Origin of the sequence: Irregularibacter muris, from assembly GCF_024622505.1 — a bacterium.
Taxonomy (GTDB): domain Bacteria; phylum Bacillota; class Clostridia; order Eubacteriales; family Garciellaceae; genus Irregularibacter; species Irregularibacter muris.
Window position 1 is genome coordinate 1 of record NZ_JANKAS010000007.1, and the last position, 18,784, is coordinate 18,784.

An 18,784-nucleotide genomic window follows, 5' to 3' on the forward strand; every position below is an offset into this window, starting at 1 on the left:
ATGAGATCTCTCCTTTCAAGCTTTTATAGTTCACCGAGTACTCGGTGAACTATAAAAGTACTCTTTTGAAGTCTATTGTCTCATGCCTTTTATTGATTTTAAATCCATGAGATTATTGGACGCTTACAAATAAACAAAGGTTTGGAAGCTTTTTAGAGAATGATCGTGCCAATGGAATAGATTCTAGATCTATCTTTTGTTTTCTATCGATATCCTATAAATAATTAGGGCAAACTAACAATAGTCATGGGACAAGAGCTTATTTTATGCTATAATATATGAGGTTACAAGGATAGTTGAGGTGATCTAATGGAAGAAGAAAAAAAAAGAAAAATTAATACAAATATACAAAACTTTTGTGGAGTATGCAGGCATTACCTTAGGATGTGTCATCATGGCCATATCCCTAAATGCTTTTAGTGTTCCCAATAAAATTGCTCCCGGTGGTGTGGGGGGACTGGCAACTGTAATACACTATTTGTTTAACCTACCTGTAGGAGCGACAATGTTGGCTTTAAATGTACCTTTATTCATTTGGGGGATAAAAAGTCTTGGGAAAGAGGCTGCAATAAAAACCCTATATGGTACAATTGTTTTATCCGTTCTAGTGGACTATGTTATTGTACTCCCAAACTTTACTAGCGATTTATTTTTGGCAGCAATCTTTGGGGGGATTGTCATGGGAATTGGATTGGGCTTTGTATTCCGCTATGGAGGTACGACAGGAGGAACAGATTTAGCGGCTGCCATTGTACATAAATTTATTCCCGGGTTTACGGTGGGAGCTATACTTATGGTCATTGATTTTTGCGTTGTTGTAGCAGCAGGATTAGTTTTTAGACAACCGGAAGTTTCATTATATTCTTTAATCTGTTTATATGCTTCAGTAAAAATGTTGGATTTTACCCAAGAAGGTATAGGATATGCAAAGGCTTTCTATATTATTTCTAATCATCCCGAGGAAATTGCCCAGGAGATTATGAAGGAATTGGATAGGGGAGTAACTGCCCTAAGGGCCCAAGGGATGTATACTCAGGAAGATAGGAATGTATTGCTTTGTGTAGTGAATAGGGCGCAGGTAAATAAAATGAAAGAAATTGTACATTCAGTAGATCAAAGGGCTTTTGTCATTCTCTCTGAAGTACGAGAAGTACTTGGAGAAGGATTTAAAGATTATACCAATCATAAATAGGAGGGAAAAAAATGACAGTCGCATCTAAGGAGTTTTTGCAGGAAAAAGCTAGAAACATTAGGCACAGTATTATTGAACAAACATCCAGTGCCCAATCAGGGCATCCAGGGGGATCCCTATCCTCAGTAGAAATTTTAACATCACTGTATTTTGAAATCATGAATATTGATCCTAAGGATGATAAAAATTCAGATAGGGATAGATTTGTATTATCTAAAGGACATGCTTCTCCCTTACTTTACGCAACCTTAGCGGAAAAAGGATTTTTTTCTAAGGATGAACTTTGTGATTTTAGAAGAATAGATTGTAAATTACAAGGACATCCTGATATGAAGGATGTAGCGGGAGTAGATATGTCTACAGGTTCCCTAGGACAGGGCCTATCTGCGGCACATGGTATGGCATTAGCTGCTAGATTAGACAACAAAGATTATCATGTATTTGCCCTTTTAGGAGATGGAGAAATTCAAGAGGGAATGATTTGGGAAGCGGCTATGGCGGCCGGGCATTATAAAACAGATAATCTAATCGCTATTGTAGACCACAACGGATTACAAATTGATGGTTGTATAAGAGATGTATTGAATCCTGAACCTATCGCAGAAAAATTTGCAGCCTTTGGTTGGAATGTCATGGAAGTAGAAGACGGACATGATTTTGATCAGGTACTAAAGGCCTTGAAACAAGCTGTAGAATATAAGGGGAAACCCACAGTGATTGTAGCCGAAACCATTAAAGGAAAAGGCATTTCTTACATGGAAAACCAAGCTGGATGGCACGGAAAGGCACCTAATGAACAGCAGACACAACAAGCCTATGAAGAGTTAGGAGGGGTTAGATAATGTCACAAAAAATGGCCACTAGAGATGCTTATGGCAAGGCCCTAGCCAAACTAGGAGAGACAAATAAAGATATCGTTGTTTTAGATGCAGACCTTTCGGGTTCTACAAAAACAGCAAACTTTCGAGAACTGTACCCAGATCGATTTTTCAACATGGGGATAGCAGAACAAAACTTAATGGGCACAGCAGCAGGTCTTGCTGCAGCAGGGAAAATACCCTTTGCCAGCACTTTTGCCGTATTTGCTACTGGAAGAGCCTTTGAAATCATTAGAAATTCTATATGTTATCCAAAATTAAATGTAAAAGTAGCAGCTACCCATGCGGGGCTGACCGTAGGAGAAGATGGAGCAACTCACCAATCTATCGAAGACTTAGCGATTATGAGATCCCTTCCCAACATGGTGGTATTGTGCCCATCTGATGGAATAGAAGCCATGGCCGCCGTAAATGCTGCTGCTGAGTATAAAGGACCAGTATACATACGTCTAGGACGACCTGGATTACCTATAGTATTTGATGAAGAGTATACCTTTGAAATAGGAAAAGCCATACAAATGACGGAGGGGACAGATGTAACCCTTGTTGCAACGGGAATTATGTTATTTGAAGCCTTAAAGGCTAAAGATATTTTGGCTGAAGAAGGGATATCCGCAAGAGTGATCAATATGCCTACGATAAAACCTCTAGATGCTGAGGCTATCCTAAAGGCAGCTGAGGAGACGGGAGCTATTGTTACGGCAGAGGAACATTCCATTATTGGAGGATTGGGCAGTGCAGTAGCCGAAGTGATTATAGAGAATACATTGGTGCCCGTACAAAGAGTGGGAGTTATGGATACTTTCGGAGAGTCTGGGACGCCTGATGCCCTATTGGAGAAATATGGACTAACTGCACAAAACATCGTAGCAAAAGCAAAAGCGGTTATAGAAAGAAAAACAAAATAATAAAGTTTATCAAAGGCATGATATCCTAGGATATCATGCTTTTCTATAAAGAATAGAAAAAATTCCTAGGACAAATATCCCCAAAATATTTGAAATTCATCTTGCCTATGATAGAATAATACTGATAAACACATAAGCGTATTTTGTCAGAAAAAGGGGAGATAGGGTTGAATCTAAAAATGCTAAAACATACTATAATATATTTCATTGCCTTTACTATAATTATTGGACTTACTTCTACCTTTGTAGCAAAACAATTTATGGGTAAAAATGATTTAATAGGCTTAACCGGTAGTGATATTACACGAATGCAAGTTGTACTTAATGGCACCGATCTACCTAAGGACCAAAAGATCGCTGAAAAGGATAAATCTAAAGATGATGCAGCCCAAGATCTTTCTGAGGAAGAGGAGGAAGATGGACAAAGCAAGGAATTTCAAAAGGGTGATGCGGGGGCCGAAATTAAGGAATACCAGACTGTTTTAAGTCAATTGGGCTACCTACAATCCAAGCCTGACGGTGCCTTTGGTTCCATGACTTATAATGCAATACTAAAATATCAAGAGGAAAATAAGTTGGAAGCTACAGGAAAGCTAGACAAAAAAACCATGTCCTCTCTTCGGTCAGCGAAGAAAGAGGGAGGGAAGACAGAAACCTCATCCTCTGAAAATGGACAGAAGACCAATAGCCGTGAACATACAGTACAATCAGGGGACAGCATCTACGTAATCGGAGAAAAATATGGAATCCCTGTAAAAGATATTCTACAAGCAAACAATCTCTCTGAATCTTCTGTGCTCCAATTGGGGCAAGTAATAAAAATTCCAGAAAAAAATTAATAAGATTATTTTTTCAAAAACGTGGGCCGCACCCACGTTTTTTGCTGTCCCTATGATTATATGTCATGAACAAAAAAAGCAAATCGTAATATAGATAATAGGAAGAATATATTTTTAAAAGGAAAATAAGGGTAATCAATGAGTAAGTAAAAGTAAGAGGCAAAGAAAACATCATAAATCATGGGGGGAAAGCTATGGCGCAAAATAATAAAAGATCCTTGCAAGAAAGGGCAAGGATTCCATATAAATCCTTGAAGAATACTGTAGACCCTACAAAGTTTGAATTTGAAACTACAGAGGAAATCCCTAGACTGGAAGGAATAGTAGGCCAGGAGCGGGGAAGAAGGGCCATGGAATTTGGATTAAATGTGAAAAAAAATGGTTATAACATTTATGTGGCAGGTATGGCAGGAACGGGGAAAACCAGTTACACAAATTCCATTGTAAAAAAGAATGCCAAGGGAGAAGGTAAGTTATACGATTGGTGCTATGTTTATAACTTTGAAAATAAATACAGCTCTAAATTGTTACAGCTTCCAGTGGGGGTAGGAAAAGTTTTTCAAAAAGATATGAAAGACTTTGTGGAGGATTTAAAAATAGATATTCCCAAGGCTTTTAATGAGGAGAGTTATCAAAAGGAGCGTGCTTTTATCCTCCGGGAGTTTCAAGAGAGAAGTGGCAAAGTCATTGAAAGATTAAATGATATTGCAAAAGACCATGGTTTTATCATCAAACAATCGGGGGGAGGATTTATCAGTGTCCCCATAGTGGATGATAAACCCATGGAGGATGAGGAATATGAAGAACTTGACTCCACTCAATTAGTAGAAATGGAGAAAAAATCTACCTTGTTGCAGGAAAAGGCTGTAGAGATTTCCCATAAAATTTATAATTTAGAAAAGGAAGCCAAGGGCGCTTTGGAAGATTTAGATAACAAAACGGCTCTGATGGTTGTAGGCTATCGTATAGAAGAATTAAAGGAAAAATATAAAAAATGTAAGGATATTACAAAGTATCTGGAGTCGGTGCAAGAGGATATATTGGGAAATATAGATGATTTCAAGGGGGTAGAAGAGGAGGAAGGATCCAGTCCCTTAGAAGTTTTGACAATAGGTGCAGAAGAAGATGTAATCAAGAAATATGCCGTAAATCTTTTGGTGGATAATAGCCAAACCACAGGAGCTCCTATAGTGACAGCCGAGAATCCTACCTTTTACAATCTCATGGGCAAGGTGGAATATGAAAATAAGATGGGAGTTTTGACCACTGACTTTACAAAGATAAAACCAGGATATTTACATCAAGCCAATGGGGGATATATCATTATTCAAGCTATGGATATTTTAAGTAATAACTATGCATGGGAGGCTTTAAAAAGAGCATTAAAGACATCAAAAATTATCATAGAAAACATAGGAGAACAATTGGGTTTAATAGCCAACTCATCCATCAAGCCCGATGCCATGCCTTTAGATATTAAAGTAATCCTTATCGGAAATCCGGATATCTATCAATTGCTTTATTATTATGATGAAGATTTTCGCAAATTGTTTAAAATAAAGGCAGACTTTGATGTAGAAATGAACCGAGATATAGAAAATATGAGCAAATTGGCTAGCTTTATTCGCACCCATTGTGAGGATGATGGATTAAAACCCTTTGATAAAACAGCCGTTGCCAAAATGGTAGAATACAGTGGTCGATTGGCCGAGAACCAATATAAATTATCCACAAGATTTAACCCTCTAGTAGAAATACTATATGAAGCAGATACCTGGGCTGAGCTCATGGAGGAAGAGGTCATAACAGAGGAGCATATACAAAAAGCCATTCATGAAAGAAAGTATAGATCAAATCTTTACCAGGAAAGATTACAACAAGCGATAAAACAGGGAGATATTCTCATTGATACTCAAGGAGAAAAGATAGGCCAGGTAAATGGCTTAGCAATCTATCAACTGGGGAAATATAGATTTGGGAGACCCTCTAGAATAACAGCAACTACCTTTGTAGGGCAAAAAGGAATTGTGAATATTGAGAGAGAAAGTAACATGGGGGGAGATATTCATAATAAGGGGGTATATATTTTAAGCGGATACCTAGGAGCCCAATTTGCCCAAAAAAGTCCTTTAGCCCTTTCAGCTCATCTTACCTTTGAACAATCCTATGGAGGCATTGATGGGGATAGTGCTTCCAGTACAGAACTATACGCCCTGCTATCCAGCCTATCAGGCCTCCCCATTCAACAAGGTCTAGCCGTGACAGGTTCTGTAAACCAACGGGGAGAGATTCAGCCCATTGGAGGAGTCAATGAAAAAATAGAAGGCTTTTTTGATGTCTGTCAGATAGAGGGATTGACAGGGGAGCAAGGAGTTTTAATTCCCCACCAAAACATAAAAAACTTGATGCTTAAAGACCAAGTGATAGAAGCGGTAAGAGAAGGCCAATTTCATATCTATGGGGTCAAAACAATAGAAGAAGGCATTGAACTATTAACAGGTATTCCTGCAGGCGTGCTAGATGACCAAGGAGAGTATCAAGAGGGCACGGCCTATTGTGAAGTGGTAAAAAAACTAAGGGGCTTTTTAGAAAGTGTAAAAAATTATGGGAAAGAAAAATAATAAAACAAAATAATCAAGAAAGATGAATATCCATCTAGACCATAGACAAAAGAGCAAGATAAAATAGCATCATAGTAAGGGCAGAGGATCCTCTACCTCTACTATGATACTATTTTTTTTCTGCACATGAAATCAACCTATTCTCCGTCAAAATATAATCCACAGGTACATCATGGGAGTCTGTGGGGAGGGCATCAACAAGCTGAAGTTCAAAGGTGGGAGCAATGGTAGGTACATGCTCTGATAGGGAAGACAAAAACCGATCATAATACCCTGCCCCCTGTCCTAAACGTTGGCCTTTTTCTGTAAAGGCTAAGCCCGGCACCACAATCATATCTAAATTCTTGGCTTCTACAGGGCGAATACAATTAGCCTTAGGTTCCAATAACCCGTAAAAGCCTCTTTCTAGGTCCAGATCTAAATCCAACAGTTTTGACAAAATAAGCTCTTTGGTATCGGGCTTACACATGGGAACAATGATATTTTTACCTCGATGAATAGATTCTTTAATAAAAACATGGGTATCCACTTCATTTCTAATACTCACATAGGTCATAATGGTCGTAGAGTTTTTGTATATAGGTAGAGAATATAATTTTTCAAACATTCTCTCACTCTTTTCCTGTATTTCTTGAGGGGATAATGCATTTATTTTGATATGTATTTCCTTACGAATATCTGATTTATTCATCACTTGGACTCCTTATTTTATAAAGTAATTATTTTTATTATAGGATAAATCCATGAGTTAATCCATTATATTATATCCATTGACTTAATAAAGAGCTAATCTAAAGAAATTGTAGAAAAATGATAAAAGGATTTTGTATATATTTGACGAATACTAAAAGGGGCAGAAAAAAATTTAAATAGGGGTATCTACCTAGAATAGGCTGGAAACAAAGGGAATAAAGAGGTTTTATTGTAAGAACACAAAAAACAGAATGTATTTTTTGTAAAAAAAGAAATAAATGGATTATGTATATGGACAAGTTTTTGTTATAATATAGTTAACATTTGATACATTTTATTTACAAAGCCCAAGAAATGTAAATAGGTGATGAGATACAGGAGTGATGCCAGTGATTGAAATGATAGATATTTCCAAGGAATATAAAAATGGACATAAAGCTTTAAAAAATATTAATATTTATATAGAAAAAGGTGAATTTGTATTTATAGTAGGTGCCAGTGGGGCCGGCAAATCCACTTTTATTAAATTATTATTAAAGGAGGAAAATCCTACAGCGGGTAAAATTTTATTGGATGACCGCGATATTACCTACCTCAGACAAAGGGAAATTCCTTATTTAAGAAGAAACATAGGGGTTGTTTTTCAAGATTTTAGGTTACTACCCAATAAAACAGTTTATGAGAATATAGCCTTTGCTATGGAAATTATTGAAGAACATCCGAAAAATATTAGTAAACAGGTGCCCATGATATTGAGCATGGTAGGACTTAGTGAAAGAGCTAATAATTATCCTGACCAATTATCTGGGGGAGAACAACAAAGAGTTGCCTTAGCCAGAGCCATAGTAAATAAACCCAAATTTTTGATTTGTGATGAGCCTACAGGAAACCTAGACCCTAAAACAGCTCAGGGGATTATGGATGTATTATATAAAATTAATTATAGTGGAACCACCATTATCATGGCTACCCATGCCAAAGAAATTGTTAATGAGGCAAAGAAAAGAGTGGTTATCCTAAGCAATGGAGAAATAGTCAGTGATCAACAGAAGGGTGTGTATGACCATGAAAATTAGGACCTTTGGATTTTTTGCCAGGGATGTAGTCAATAATATACGGCGAAACTCCTTAATGAGCCTAGCCTCCGTTGGTTCTGTTATTGCTGTTTTGGTACTGATGGGAGTATTTTTGGTATTTATGATGAATATTCAATACCTAGCGGATACCGTTGAATCAACGATTGAATTAAAAGCATACTTAGAAGATGAGTTAGAGCAAGATCAAATAAAGGCTATAGAAGAAAACATAAAAACAAATAAGCAGATTGGAGGTGTAGAATTAGAGACAAAGGAACAGGCTTTAAAAAACTTCTCAGAGCAAATAGGACAAAGAGAAGACTTAATGAAAGGGTTGGAGGAAAATAACCCCCTGCCAAACTCTTTTATATTAAAACTAAAGGATCCAAAGGATGCAGAAGCGGTATCAGAATTTCTTGAGGACATAGAGGGTGTGGAAGAGGTTAAATATGGAGAGGAAATTGTGGACAAGCTATTGCAATCTACATACTTTGCTCGCTTGATTACTTTGATCCTTACAATTATTTTAACAGCTGTTTCCATATTTATTATATCCAATACCATAAAACTAACGGTATTTGCAAGACAGAGAGAAATTAACATCATGAAATATGTAGGTGCCACAAATTGGTATGTGCGATGGCCATTTTTAATGGAAGGAGCTTTATTGGGTCTCATTGGTGCATTGTTTTCGACACTGGTGTTGGGATATGGCTATTATTATTTTACAGGCTTGACCAGCAACACAATGATTTCAGTGCTTTCTGATTCCTTAATACCTGCTAGTGCCCTGATGACACAGCTAACTTTCTTCTTTATCATCATGGGTATTATTATTGGAGCCTTAGGAAGTATTTTATCGATAAGAAAGTTCTTAAAAGTATAATGGAAATCAAGGGGGATACAGATGAAAAGGAAAATAAGTATTGTTTTAATGATGATTCTTTTTATTGCAGCAGTTTTGCCACCTATGGCTATGGCGACCAATGACATCAAAAAAGGTCAACAACAGCTTGATAATGCAAATAAGGACAAAAAAGAGGTACAAAACAAGCTAAAGGAAAAGCAAGAGGAAAAAAAGGAAGTAAAAAATGAATTGGCAACCATCAATAATAAATTACAAGATGCCAATAGCAAATTGGAAAAAACACAAGCTGATCTAGCAGTTACCAATCAATCCTTGGAGAAGACGAAAAAAGAATTATCTGAGGCCGAGGAAAAACTAGAAGAACAAAATGAAACCCTAGCTGAACGAGTGCGGGTAATGTACAAAAATGGGAATATAGGTTATTTGGAAGTATTATTAGATTCAAAAAGCTTTTCAGATTTCTTTTCCCGCTTTGATGTGATCAAAACAGTAATGAATTATGATTATGAATTATTAACTTCTTTGGAAACAAAGCGCAACGAAGTAGAAACAAAAAAAGAGCAAATTGAAAAAGAACAACAAAGAATGATTACTCTAAAAAACCAATTGGAAAGCAAAGCCCAAGAGGTAAAAAACTTACAAGTATCTAGAGAAAATTACTTAAGCAAAATGAATACCGATATTAATGAGTATGAAAAACAAGTTAAACAGTTAGAAGCAGATGCTGCCTCTGCTAAAAGAATCATACAAGCAGCAATGCAAAGAGAACAAGCAAAGCAAAACCAATCTAATAATGCAGGGAATAATCGTGGTTCAAGTAACAGTGGTGGCTCAAGTAATAATAGCGGGGGCGGCGGACAGTATACCGGAGGAGCCTTACTATGGCCTGTACCGGGACGCACCAACATAAGCTCCCCTTATGGCTGGAGAATCCATCCCATAAATAAAGTAAAAAGCTTCCATACCGGTATTGATATTCCTGCACCTACTGGTCATAATTTACTTGCCCCTGCGGATGGAGTAGTTCTTCACTCAGGATATTTAGGAGGATATGGGAACACCGTCATCGTGGATATCGGTGGAGGTAAATCAGTATTGGGCGCTCACAATAGTAGACTTTTAGTTAGTGCAGGACAAAAAGTGTCCAAAGGACAAGTGATTGCCAAAGTTGGTTCTACAGGAAACTCCACAGGACCTCACTCTCACTTCGAAGTTAGATTAAATGGAAATCACACCAATCCAATTCCATATTTAAGGTAATGATAATAAAAGCAAGCCAAAAATGGCTTGCTTTTTCTTTGAGATCGAGAGCTTATTTTTTGAAAAAGTTTATAGTGATGTTATAATGAAAGATAGTTAATAAAAATAAACGGTAGAACATATAATTATAGAAAACCCAATTATTCTAAACTTTTAATGAGGTGGCGTAAATGAAAAACAAGAAAAAACTTTGGTTGGCTGTTATTTTACTTTTGATTATTACGAATACAGCTACTTTTTTATTTTCCAATACTTTGTCTCTGGCCTTTGGAAATAAAGTACTCTTGACAACAGATAGCCAGGATACAGCAATTGGATTAAAAAAAATGGTTATGCTCAAGGATTTTTTGGAAAAGAATTATTATCAACCCTTAGAGGATGATGCCTTAATGGAGGGTGCCCTAAAAGGCATGTTTGACTCCATCGGTGATCCCTATACGGTATATATGACCCCAAGGGAATATAATAATTTTATGACAGAAACGGAAGGATCCTTTGGAGGAATCGGTATTCAAGTGACCATAGATGAAAAGGGTCTAATCACTGTTATTGCCCCTATTGAGGATACTCCGGGGGAAAAGGCAGGTTTAAAAAGCGGAGACAAAATCGTCAAAGTCAATGGAGAAGATGTCATCGGTGTAGAGCTAGACAAGGTAGTAGATAAAATGAAGGGCGAACCAGGTACAAAGGTAATTCTTACCATCGCTAGAGAAGGACAAAAAGATAATATTGAAAAAGAAATTACCCGGGAGATTATTCGGATAAAAACAGTAAAAAGCAATACCATTAATGGGGATTTAGGCTATGTCCGAATTAGTATGTTTGATCGAAAAACCTCTGAAGACTTTATCAGCCAATTAAATACCCTAAAGGGGAAAAATATAAAAGGCTTGATCATTGATTTAAGGGGGAATCCTGGAGGTTTATTAAATGAGGTAGTCAAGATTGCAGATGAAATATTAGATGAACAGCTTATCGTCTATACAGAGGATAGAGCGGGGAATAAGAGAGAGGAATTTTCTGATAAAAAACACAAACTGGATATTCCCTTGGTCCTATTGGTAGATGGTGGCAGTGCTAGTGCTTCAGAGATATTATCAGGAGCAGTGAAGGATACCAATTCTGGGACATTAGTTGGGACCACCACCTTTGGAAAAGGCCTTGTACAGGATGTGGAAAGCCTATCTGATGGTTCAGGAATGAAATATACAGCTGCTGAATATTTCACTCCCAATGGCATAAATATCCATGGAAAAGGTATCGAACCTGATATTGTTATAGAAATGCCTGAAGCTTTAAGTGAAGAGGGCAAAACAGATCAAAGTGAAGATCCTCAATTGAAAAAAGCGATAGAGGTACTAAAATCTAAAATATCCACTCAATAGGAGGGTAAAATATGAAGCCCATAATTGATGCCCTTTGGATGGGAATGACATCCCTTACTCGGATTATTTTCCATCCAATCTTTTGGGTGGTACTTTTTTTAGTGTACACCCAATATAAAAAACAAACCCCTAGGGAAATAAAGATGCTAGGAGTGATAAGAAGAAGTGCCCTAATGAAGACCGTTAACTCCACCTTTCATGGATTAATAGGAGGTCTTTTAGGAAGTACACTCATGATTATTATAGGAGTTTCTATTCGGCAAGAGGGTTTGAAGTACTTGTGGCCTATTGCCTTAATTTTATTTATGATCAATGCTCGTTATCTATGTTTTTCCTATGCAGGGGGACTATTATCTTTATTTAGTCTCATTTTTGGTTTTCCTCAAATAGATGTACCAGGATTGATGGCTTTAGTGGCTATATTACATTTTGTAGAAAGCATTTTAATTTATACCAATGGAAGTGAGGATAGCCTGCCGATCATTTTAGATAGGGGAGATGGGAAACATATAGGAGGCTATAGTTTGCATCGTTTTTGGCCCATTCCCATTATCATCATGACCATAATGATCAGTAATCAAATTCCCTCTCCCGGCCAAATTCAAATGCCGGATTGGTGGCCCATCATTAAGCCTATGGGAGAATTGCAATTTAGAGAGGATTTGATTTTCCTTATACTAACCGTTGTTGCTGCCTTGGGCTATGGGGATATCGCCCTTACCCAACCCCCAAAGGTTAAAGTGAAAAAATCAGCGATTAAATTAGGAGCTTATAGTGTTATCCTCCTGATCTTATCTATCCTATCCTCTAGAGTTTATGAGGTGCAATGGATTGCTGCTTTCTTCGCTCCTGCTGCCCATGAGTTTTTGATTTGGCAGGGAAGGAAAGAAGAACAAGAGGGTGTTCCATTATTTACTATTCCCCAAAGAGGACTTCGGGTGCTAGAGGTTTTAGAGGGATCGGCAGCGCACAAAATGGGAATTCAAAGAGGCGATATTATTCATTCTATTAATAATTTTCCCATCAATTGTGAGGAGGATATCCTTCAACTTTTAAGCCAATTTCCTACCTTTGTATGGGTGAAGGGTGAGGATTATAAGGGAGAAGGATATACTAAAGAATTGAAAGCTTATCCCTATGGTTTAAGAGCCTTAGGCGTTCTTCCTCTTCCTCAATACTCAGAAATAGTCTATACAGCCAAGGAAAAAGAAAGTATAATGAAAAGACTATGGAATAAAATAAAAAATAAAAATAATCGATAGTGAACCACCTCAGGTAGAGGACACCCCAAAGTGCTTTATTTTCATCCTGAGCCATGGCGAAAGATCTTGAGTCTAGATCTTACAACCAGTTCAGATTTAATGACTACAATAGGTGGTTCAATTTATGTAAAATAAAAGAACAGGAATGATGAAAAATGACCCAGTTTATGATGGATCACTCACAGAAAGTAAAACAAATTCTACATTTGGCTTGGCCTGCTGTATTAGAAATGATGCTCAATATGATGGTTTGGGTATTTGATACCGCTATGATTGGAAAAGGCGTGGGGGCTATTGCAGTTACGGCTACCAGTCTAAGCAGCCAGATGGTATATACCGTTCTAAACATTTTAGGGGCTATTGGCATTGGAGCAGCGGCCATCATTGCCAGATACTATGGAGCAAAGGAATTTCATAAAGCTGAAAAAACAGCAGCTCAAGCGCTAAAACTTTCCCTAATCATTAGTATTGTGGTTTGCAGTTTAGGATGGATATTTGCAGAGAAAATATTAATCGCTGTGAATGCTGAAGGCGAGGTCGTTAGGCTGGGTACCCAATATATGAAGATCGTTCTATGGGGCTTTTTGTTTGCCATCCCCACAACAGTAATTAGCGGAATTATTCGGGGAGCAGGGAATACCAAAGCTCCTCTAGTGGTAGCTGCAGTGATAAACATAATCAATTTAGTAGGAGATTATGTGCTGATCTTTGGAAAATTTGGTTTTCCTAAAATGGGTGTCCAAGGAGCAGCTATAGCCACCGCAGGAGCATTGATTATTGGAGGAATTTTGTCTTTATTGATTATCCTTAGTGGAAAAATTAGAATAAAAGTCCACATGAAAGATTTAAAAACCTGGAACTTTGAGAACCTTAAACAACTGCTAAAATTAAGTTTGCCTGCAGGGGGACAAGAACTCATGGACAATGGCAGCAGGCTACTTTCTTCTTTTATTATTATCCAATTGGGGACAATCCCCTTTGCAGCCAATCAAGTAGCGGTTTCCGCAGAGTCCATATCCTTTATGCCAGGCTATGGTTTTTCCATAGCGGCCACTACTCTAGTAGGACAAAGTCTTGGAGCGGGGAATAAAAAAGAGGCAGAAAAAAACGGTTGGATTGCAGCCATTCTGACCGTCATTCTTATGGGGGCAATAGGATTAATATTTTTCTTTATTCCTCATATCTTGATGTCCTTCTTTACCGACCATGCAGAGGCTAGACAATTGGGAGCTCTATGTCTAAAAGTAGCCGCCTTTGAGCAAATTACTATTGGACTAGCCATGGTATTATCCGGTGCTCTGAGGGGAGCAGGAGACACCAGAGGGCCTTTTCTTATCAGCGCCATTACCAATTGGGGAGTGAGAATTCCCCTCATCATTTTGGTGGTCTTTGTATTAAAATTAAGTGTAGTCTATGTCTGGGTAGTAACGGCTATACAATTCGTAGTAGAATCTTCTTTGCTATTTTTTCGGTTTAAAAGAGGAAAGTGGAAAGAGATTGAGATTAGATAAGAGAAGACTGGTTATGCACAATCTTAACCCTTCCTACCTACTAACATAATTAGCTAAAATGTTCAAATTATGATATTTAAAAGGGGTGATTCTGATGAGGCTTAAAGTAGAAAATATTATAGAAAATGAAGATAAATATAAGCCCTTAACAGATCAAGAAATTGCTGAGCTTTTAAATACAACAAGAGATAGAGTAACACAGTTGAGAAAAGAATTAAATATTCCAAACTCTAGAGAAAGATTAGATTTAGTTATCTTTACCTATGCTAAAGACATTATTCATCAAGAACCAAGTATTTCCCATAGAGAACTTATGTCAAGATTGAATAGCATAGGTTTTTCCATATCAAGACATAAATCACTAGCATTAATCAAAGAAATAAGCCATAAGAACCATTCCATGGACCCAGGAAACAGCAAGGAGAAACCTTTAATAAATAGAGAAAGCCAATCTAAAACTGAGGAGGTTGAGGGGAAATCCTTTCGTGAGATTATCGGAGCAGAAGAAAGTATAAAATTGCAAATAAGACAGGCACAAGCTGCTATTTTATATCCACCTAAGGGACTTCATACATTAATATTAGGACCATCAGGAGTGGGAAAAAGCCAACTTGCTGAATCTATGCATAGCTATGCTGTTACCACAAGTAATTTTGAGGAAAAAGCTCCCTTCATTTTGTTTAACTGTGCTGATTATGCCGATAATCCACAATTATTATTATCGAATATTTTTGGATACAAAAAAGGAACTTTTACAGGTGCCGATAGTGATCAAGATGGTCTTGTTGCTAAAGCCGACGGAGGCATCTTGTTTCTCGATGAGATACATAGATTGCCCAATGAAGGACAGGAAATTTTATTTAGTATACTGGATAAAGGGGAATATAGAAGGTTAGGGGAAACTGAAAGTAACCATAAGGTTAATTTAATGATTATTGCGGCAACTACAGAAGATCCAGATTCATCTCTGCTTTTAACTTTGAGAAGAAGAATACCTATGATTATCGAACTCCCTTCTTTAAATAAAAGAACCTATAGTGAAAGATTAGAAATTATAAAAGTTTTTTTTGACAAAGAAGCAAAAAGAATTAATAAGAAAATAACTGTAGACATTGATGCTATCCGATTATTGATGCTTTATGATTGTCCGGGAAATATAGGACAGCTAAAAAGTGATATACAGGTTGCCTGCGCTAAAGCTTTATTAAATGCTGTTCTAGAAAAAAAAGAGACTTTAAAAATAAAAATATCGGATTTGGCCAGTCATGTCAGGCGAGGGATATTGAATATTGATCGTAAATCTCAAGAAATAGAAAGCTATATAAGCAATCATTTAGTATTTGATGTAGACCATTCAAAACACTCTTTAGATGAATCCAATAGATATATTATGCCAAATAAGATTTATCAATTTATTGAAAAACGTTCTATTGAGCTTGAAAACCAAGGATTAAATTCAGAAGAGATAAATTTAGTAATTGGTAGAGAAGTTCAAACTGAGCTAGAAAACTTTGTTAAAAATAGCAATATTAAAAATACCCTGAATAAAATTGAACTTAAAAACCTAGTGGGATCAAAAATATTAGAATTAGTGGATCAATGCTATAAACTTGCAAAAGTTTACTATGATAAATTAGAAGATGATTTTTATTATTCATTGGCAATTCATTTAAGTGCTACCTATGAAAGGATATTAAAGGGAAAAGAAATTATCAACCCTGAACTAAGGAAGATCAAGAGCAAATATCATGGGGAATATGAGGTAGCAAAAAAAATAGCAGAGAAAATCAATGGGGAATTAATGATTGAATTACCTGAAGAAGAAATAGGATTTATAGCAATGTATATAAAAAACTTTTCTGAGGCTTATGATGCTGACCAAAAACGAGTGGGGGTTATAGTGCTAACCCACGGAAAAGTTGGTAAGGCCATTGTTGAGGTAACAAATACATTACTCAATACACAACACGCCATAGGAATTGAAATGCCCCTGAGTGAAAATCCAAAGGATACCCTAGCGAAAACCATTGATATCATTAAAAAAGTAGATCAGGGAAAAGGATGTCTACTATTAGTCGATATGGGTTCTTTAGTGACCTTTGGCGACATAATAACTAGAGAAACGGGAATATATGTAAGAGTAGTAGAACGAGTGGACACCATTATGGCTTTAGAGGTAACAAGAAGAGCAATCTTCCCCCAATCAACTTTGGAGGATATAGTAAAATCCATTAAAAATGATGGAATTCCTAATAAGGAAATCGACACAAATAAAGCAATAAATGCAAATACATTATTGCCAAAGGCTATTGTCACCACATGTATAACAGGTGAAGGAACAGCAGAAAAAATTAAACATTATATAGAAGAATATGCTGAAAAATCGGAAAAAAATATAAAAGTTATTCCAGTAGGACTATTTTCCCCCATTAATCTTGATCTAGAAATAAAGAAAATAAGTCAAAATTATCATATATTATGTTTTGTAGGGACTATAGATCCAGAAATAAAAGATATACCCTTTATTTCTATTCAGAGTATATTAAGTAATCAGGGAATTAATCAACTTAATAATTTAATAACAAATTCAACAAAAAAAGATGTAGAAAATAATGTTGGGAAAATTTTAGACGAGAAATTGATAGAATGTAACTTAGAATTTGAAAACAAGAACCAAGCAATAGATTACATGGTAGATAAACTTGTGCATCAAGGGTATGTAGATGAAAAATTCCTTTTAAGTGTGTATAAAAGAGAAATGATCAATTCTACTTCTATGAAAGGGGATATCGCAATTCCCCATGGATTACCGCAATATGTCAAAAAACCTATTGTAAATATTATTACATTAAAAAAACCCATATTTTGGGGAGAAGGAAAAACAGTTGACGCTATTTTTATGATTGTATATAGAAAAGATTCCAAGAAATATTTTCAAGACTTTTATAAGGTTTTATTGAATGGGGAAGTTTTAAAGAAAATAAAGCAAACGGACAGCGAAGCTGAAATCAAAAATATAATTTTAAGACATGTTGATGTATGATAAATATTCACAGGACTGGATTTATCACAAAACCTGTCAGGTTTATTCTTCAATGCAAAAAATGTCATTTTATGTGGAAATACCTGAGGAAGAGGAAAAATAATTTTTAAAAACGATATAAAGAAAACTCAACAAAGTTTTTCAATGAATATAGAGGAATGGCGGTAGAACGAGGTTTTACTCAGGGATTGAAAATCACGGATAGAAAAAATATCATTATAAATAATATGAAAAAGCATGTCATTATTTGATAATGGCATGCTTTTTGCTTTTATAATAGAACAAGAAATAAAGATGGAGGAGGATTAACAATGGTCAATAAAAATGTATTTAAGCATTCTTTACTTGTTTCAAATATTTTTGATCCGCTCACCCATGATACTAAAACTTTAGAAAAACTATATGATGATTTATCAAAACCATTAAGATATCAAAGTATTGAAACAAGGTTGATTAGGGACGAGCATCTAATAAACAAGTTTAAATCCATAAAATCCAAGAACCAATGGAATACAACTTATTGGATAACGGGAGAAATATCTAGAGCCAAATTAAATCCTTCGAGTATGGATGAAACTTTAAGAGTTAAGGCGGTTAATGAAATAAAGAGAATGATTGATCTGGCTTCTTTGACTAAATGCGATTTTATAGGCATAGCTAGTGGCCCTTGTGAAGATGAAAATAAAAGATATGATCAAATTGACCAATTTCAAAAAACCATTTTAGAAATTCTTGAGTATATTCAAGAAAAAAGCTATTCAATGAAGGTAGTATTTGAACCTTTAGACGTATTTGCTCACAAAAAAAATGTATTAGGGAAAACCGATGAGGTCTATGAATTTTTAAATCGTTTTCCAAAGGACATAATGAAAGCAAATCAGCTATCAATTTGTTGGGATAGTGCACATTTTGCTTTAAATGAAGAAGAATTTAATTATTCAATTAATAAGATTGCCCCCTATATTTCTAGAGTACATTTTGCTGACGCTATATTAGATAAAGACAATGAAGCCTATGGAGATTGGCATAGAAATTTTGACCAAAAAGGTTTTATGAATGAACATGTTGCATCTTCTATTTTAAGACAGATTATTAAAACTAAAGTTCATCAAGAGGAAATCTATGTTGCTGTTGAAATTAGAGAACATGATGCAAGTAATGTTTGGAATTTAGAGGAGTATAGCTATCGTTTTGTGGAATCGGCAATTAGAGGGGCCTACAATAAATAGAGCAAACAATATTTATGAG

14 protein-coding genes are annotated in these 18,784 nt (G+C 36.1%); 13 read left to right on the forward strand and 1 reads right to left on the reverse strand.

Annotation, left to right across the window (positions count from 1 at the left end; all coding sequences use genetic code 11):
- Window positions 1-358: 358 nt before the first annotated feature.
- The 5 genes from NSA47_RS08805 (at window position 359) to NSA47_RS08825 (ending at window position 6,438) form a co-directional block, all read left to right on the forward strand.
- Entirely contained in the window at window positions 359-1,192 is an 834-nt protein-coding gene (locus NSA47_RS08805; RefSeq protein WP_257531053.1) for a YitT family protein, read from the forward strand.
- Window positions 1,193-1,203: 11 nt separating this feature from the next.
- On the forward strand, window positions 1,204-2,034 hold the full coding sequence (locus tag NSA47_RS08810; protein ID WP_257531055.1) for a transketolase: 831 nt from the start codon (window positions 1,204-1,206) through the stop codon (window positions 2,032-2,034).
- Window positions 2,034-2,978: a transketolase family protein gene (locus NSA47_RS08815; protein WP_257531057.1), complete on the forward strand. Its 945-nt coding sequence runs from the start codon at window positions 2,034-2,036 to the stop codon at window positions 2,976-2,978. Before NSA47_RS08810 ends, NSA47_RS08815 begins: the two co-directional genes overlap by 1 nt.
- 179 nt (window positions 2,979-3,157) lie before the next feature.
- The gene (locus tag NSA47_RS08820; protein ID WP_257531059.1) at window positions 3,158-3,817 is read left to right on the forward strand and encodes a peptidoglycan-binding protein; all 660 of its coding nucleotides are present in this window, start codon (window positions 3,158-3,160) and stop codon (window positions 3,815-3,817) included.
- 194 nt (window positions 3,818-4,011) lie between these two features.
- The gene (locus NSA47_RS08825) at window positions 4,012-6,438 is read left to right on the forward strand and encodes a Lon protease family protein (RefSeq protein ID WP_257531061.1); all 2,427 of its coding nucleotides are present in this window, start codon (window positions 4,012-4,014) and stop codon (window positions 6,436-6,438) included.
- Window positions 6,439-6,547: 109 nt separating this feature from the next.
- On the opposite strand, the gene NSA47_RS08830 is transcribed toward NSA47_RS08825, so the two are convergent.
- Window positions 6,548-7,129: a 5-formyltetrahydrofolate cyclo-ligase gene (locus NSA47_RS08830; protein WP_257531063.1), complete on the reverse strand. Its 582-nt coding sequence runs from the start codon at window positions 7,127-7,129 to the stop codon at window positions 6,548-6,550.
- Between the two features lie 391 nt (window positions 7,130-7,520).
- On the opposite strand from NSA47_RS08830, the gene ftsE reads away from it, so the two are divergent.
- From ftsE to NSA47_RS08870, 8 genes are all read left to right on the forward strand, one after another.
- Window positions 7,521-8,207, forward strand: coding sequence for a cell division ATP-binding protein FtsE (gene ftsE, locus NSA47_RS08835; RefSeq protein WP_257531064.1), 687 nt, complete (start codon window positions 7,521-7,523; stop codon window positions 8,205-8,207).
- Complete coding sequence (gene ftsX / locus NSA47_RS08840; RefSeq protein WP_257531066.1) at window positions 8,191-9,093, forward strand: permease-like cell division protein FtsX; 903 nt, start codon at window positions 8,191-8,193, stop codon at window positions 9,091-9,093. The genes ftsE and ftsX overlap by 17 nt, the downstream gene beginning before the upstream one ends.
- Before the next feature lie 21 nt (window positions 9,094-9,114).
- Window positions 9,115-10,335 carry a murein hydrolase activator EnvC family protein gene (locus NSA47_RS08845; RefSeq protein ID WP_257531068.1) on the forward strand — a complete coding sequence of 407 codons (1,221 nt, stop codon included), beginning with the start codon at window positions 9,115-9,117 and terminating at the stop codon, window positions 10,333-10,335.
- A 170-nt stretch (window positions 10,336-10,505) separates the two neighbouring features.
- Window positions 10,506-11,720, forward strand: coding sequence for a S41 family peptidase (locus NSA47_RS08850; RefSeq protein WP_257531070.1), 1,215 nt, complete (start codon window positions 10,506-10,508; stop codon window positions 11,718-11,720).
- 11 nt (window positions 11,721-11,731) lie between these two features.
- A complete protein-coding gene (locus NSA47_RS08855; RefSeq protein ID WP_257531072.1) occupies window positions 11,732-12,982 on the forward strand; it encodes a PDZ domain-containing protein in 1,251 nt (416 codons plus the stop codon).
- A gap of 155 nt (window positions 12,983-13,137) precedes the next feature.
- A complete protein-coding gene (locus NSA47_RS08860) occupies window positions 13,138-14,493 on the forward strand; it encodes an MATE family efflux transporter (RefSeq protein WP_257531074.1) in 1,356 nt (451 codons plus the stop codon).
- A gap of 94 nt (window positions 14,494-14,587) precedes the next feature.
- Window positions 14,588-17,536: a sigma 54-interacting transcriptional regulator gene (locus NSA47_RS08865; RefSeq protein ID WP_257531076.1), complete on the forward strand. Its 2,949-nt coding sequence runs from the start codon at window positions 14,588-14,590 to the stop codon at window positions 17,534-17,536.
- A 311-nt stretch (window positions 17,537-17,847) separates the two neighbouring features.
- On the forward strand, window positions 17,848-18,765 hold the full coding sequence (locus tag NSA47_RS08870) for a sugar phosphate isomerase/epimerase family protein (RefSeq protein WP_257531078.1): 918 nt from the start codon (window positions 17,848-17,850) through the stop codon (window positions 18,763-18,765).
- Window positions 18,766-18,784: the final 19 nt, after the last annotated feature.

Excerpts from the sequence above, each read along its gene's own strand:
- ftsX (WP_257531066.1), top strand. The coding sequence starts at position 8,191 with ATGACCATGAAAATTAGGACCTTTGGATTTTTTGCCAGGGATGTAGTC.
- NSA47_RS08850 (WP_257531070.1), top strand. The coding sequence starts at position 10,506 with ATGAAAAACAAGAAAAAACTTTGGTTGGCTGTTATTTTACTTTTGATT.
- NSA47_RS08825 (WP_257531061.1), top strand. The coding sequence starts at position 4,012 with ATGGCGCAAAATAATAAAAGATCCTTGCAAGAAAGGGCAAGGATTCCA.
- NSA47_RS08815 (WP_257531057.1), top strand. The coding sequence starts at position 2,034 with ATGTCACAAAAAATGGCCACTAGAGATGCTTATGGCAAGGCCCTAGCC.
- NSA47_RS08860 (WP_257531074.1), top strand. The coding sequence starts at position 13,138 with ATGACCCAGTTTATGATGGATCACTCACAGAAAGTAAAACAAATTCTA.
- NSA47_RS08865 (WP_257531076.1), top strand. The coding sequence starts at position 14,588 with ATGAGGCTTAAAGTAGAAAATATTATAGAAAATGAAGATAAATATAAG.
- NSA47_RS08820 (WP_257531059.1), top strand. The coding sequence starts at position 3,158 with ATGCTAAAACATACTATAATATATTTCATTGCCTTTACTATAATTATT.
- NSA47_RS08830 (WP_257531063.1), bottom strand. The coding sequence starts at position 7,129 with ATGAATAAATCAGATATTCGTAAGGAAATACATATCAAAATAAATGCA.
- NSA47_RS08845 (WP_257531068.1), top strand. The coding sequence starts at position 9,115 with ATGAAAAGGAAAATAAGTATTGTTTTAATGATGATTCTTTTTATTGCA.
- NSA47_RS08870 (WP_257531078.1), top strand. The coding sequence starts at position 17,848 with ATGGTCAATAAAAATGTATTTAAGCATTCTTTACTTGTTTCAAATATT.
- NSA47_RS08855 (WP_257531072.1), top strand. The coding sequence starts at position 11,732 with ATGAAGCCCATAATTGATGCCCTTTGGATGGGAATGACATCCCTTACT.
- NSA47_RS08810 (WP_257531055.1), top strand. The coding sequence starts at position 1,204 with ATGACAGTCGCATCTAAGGAGTTTTTGCAGGAAAAAGCTAGAAACATT.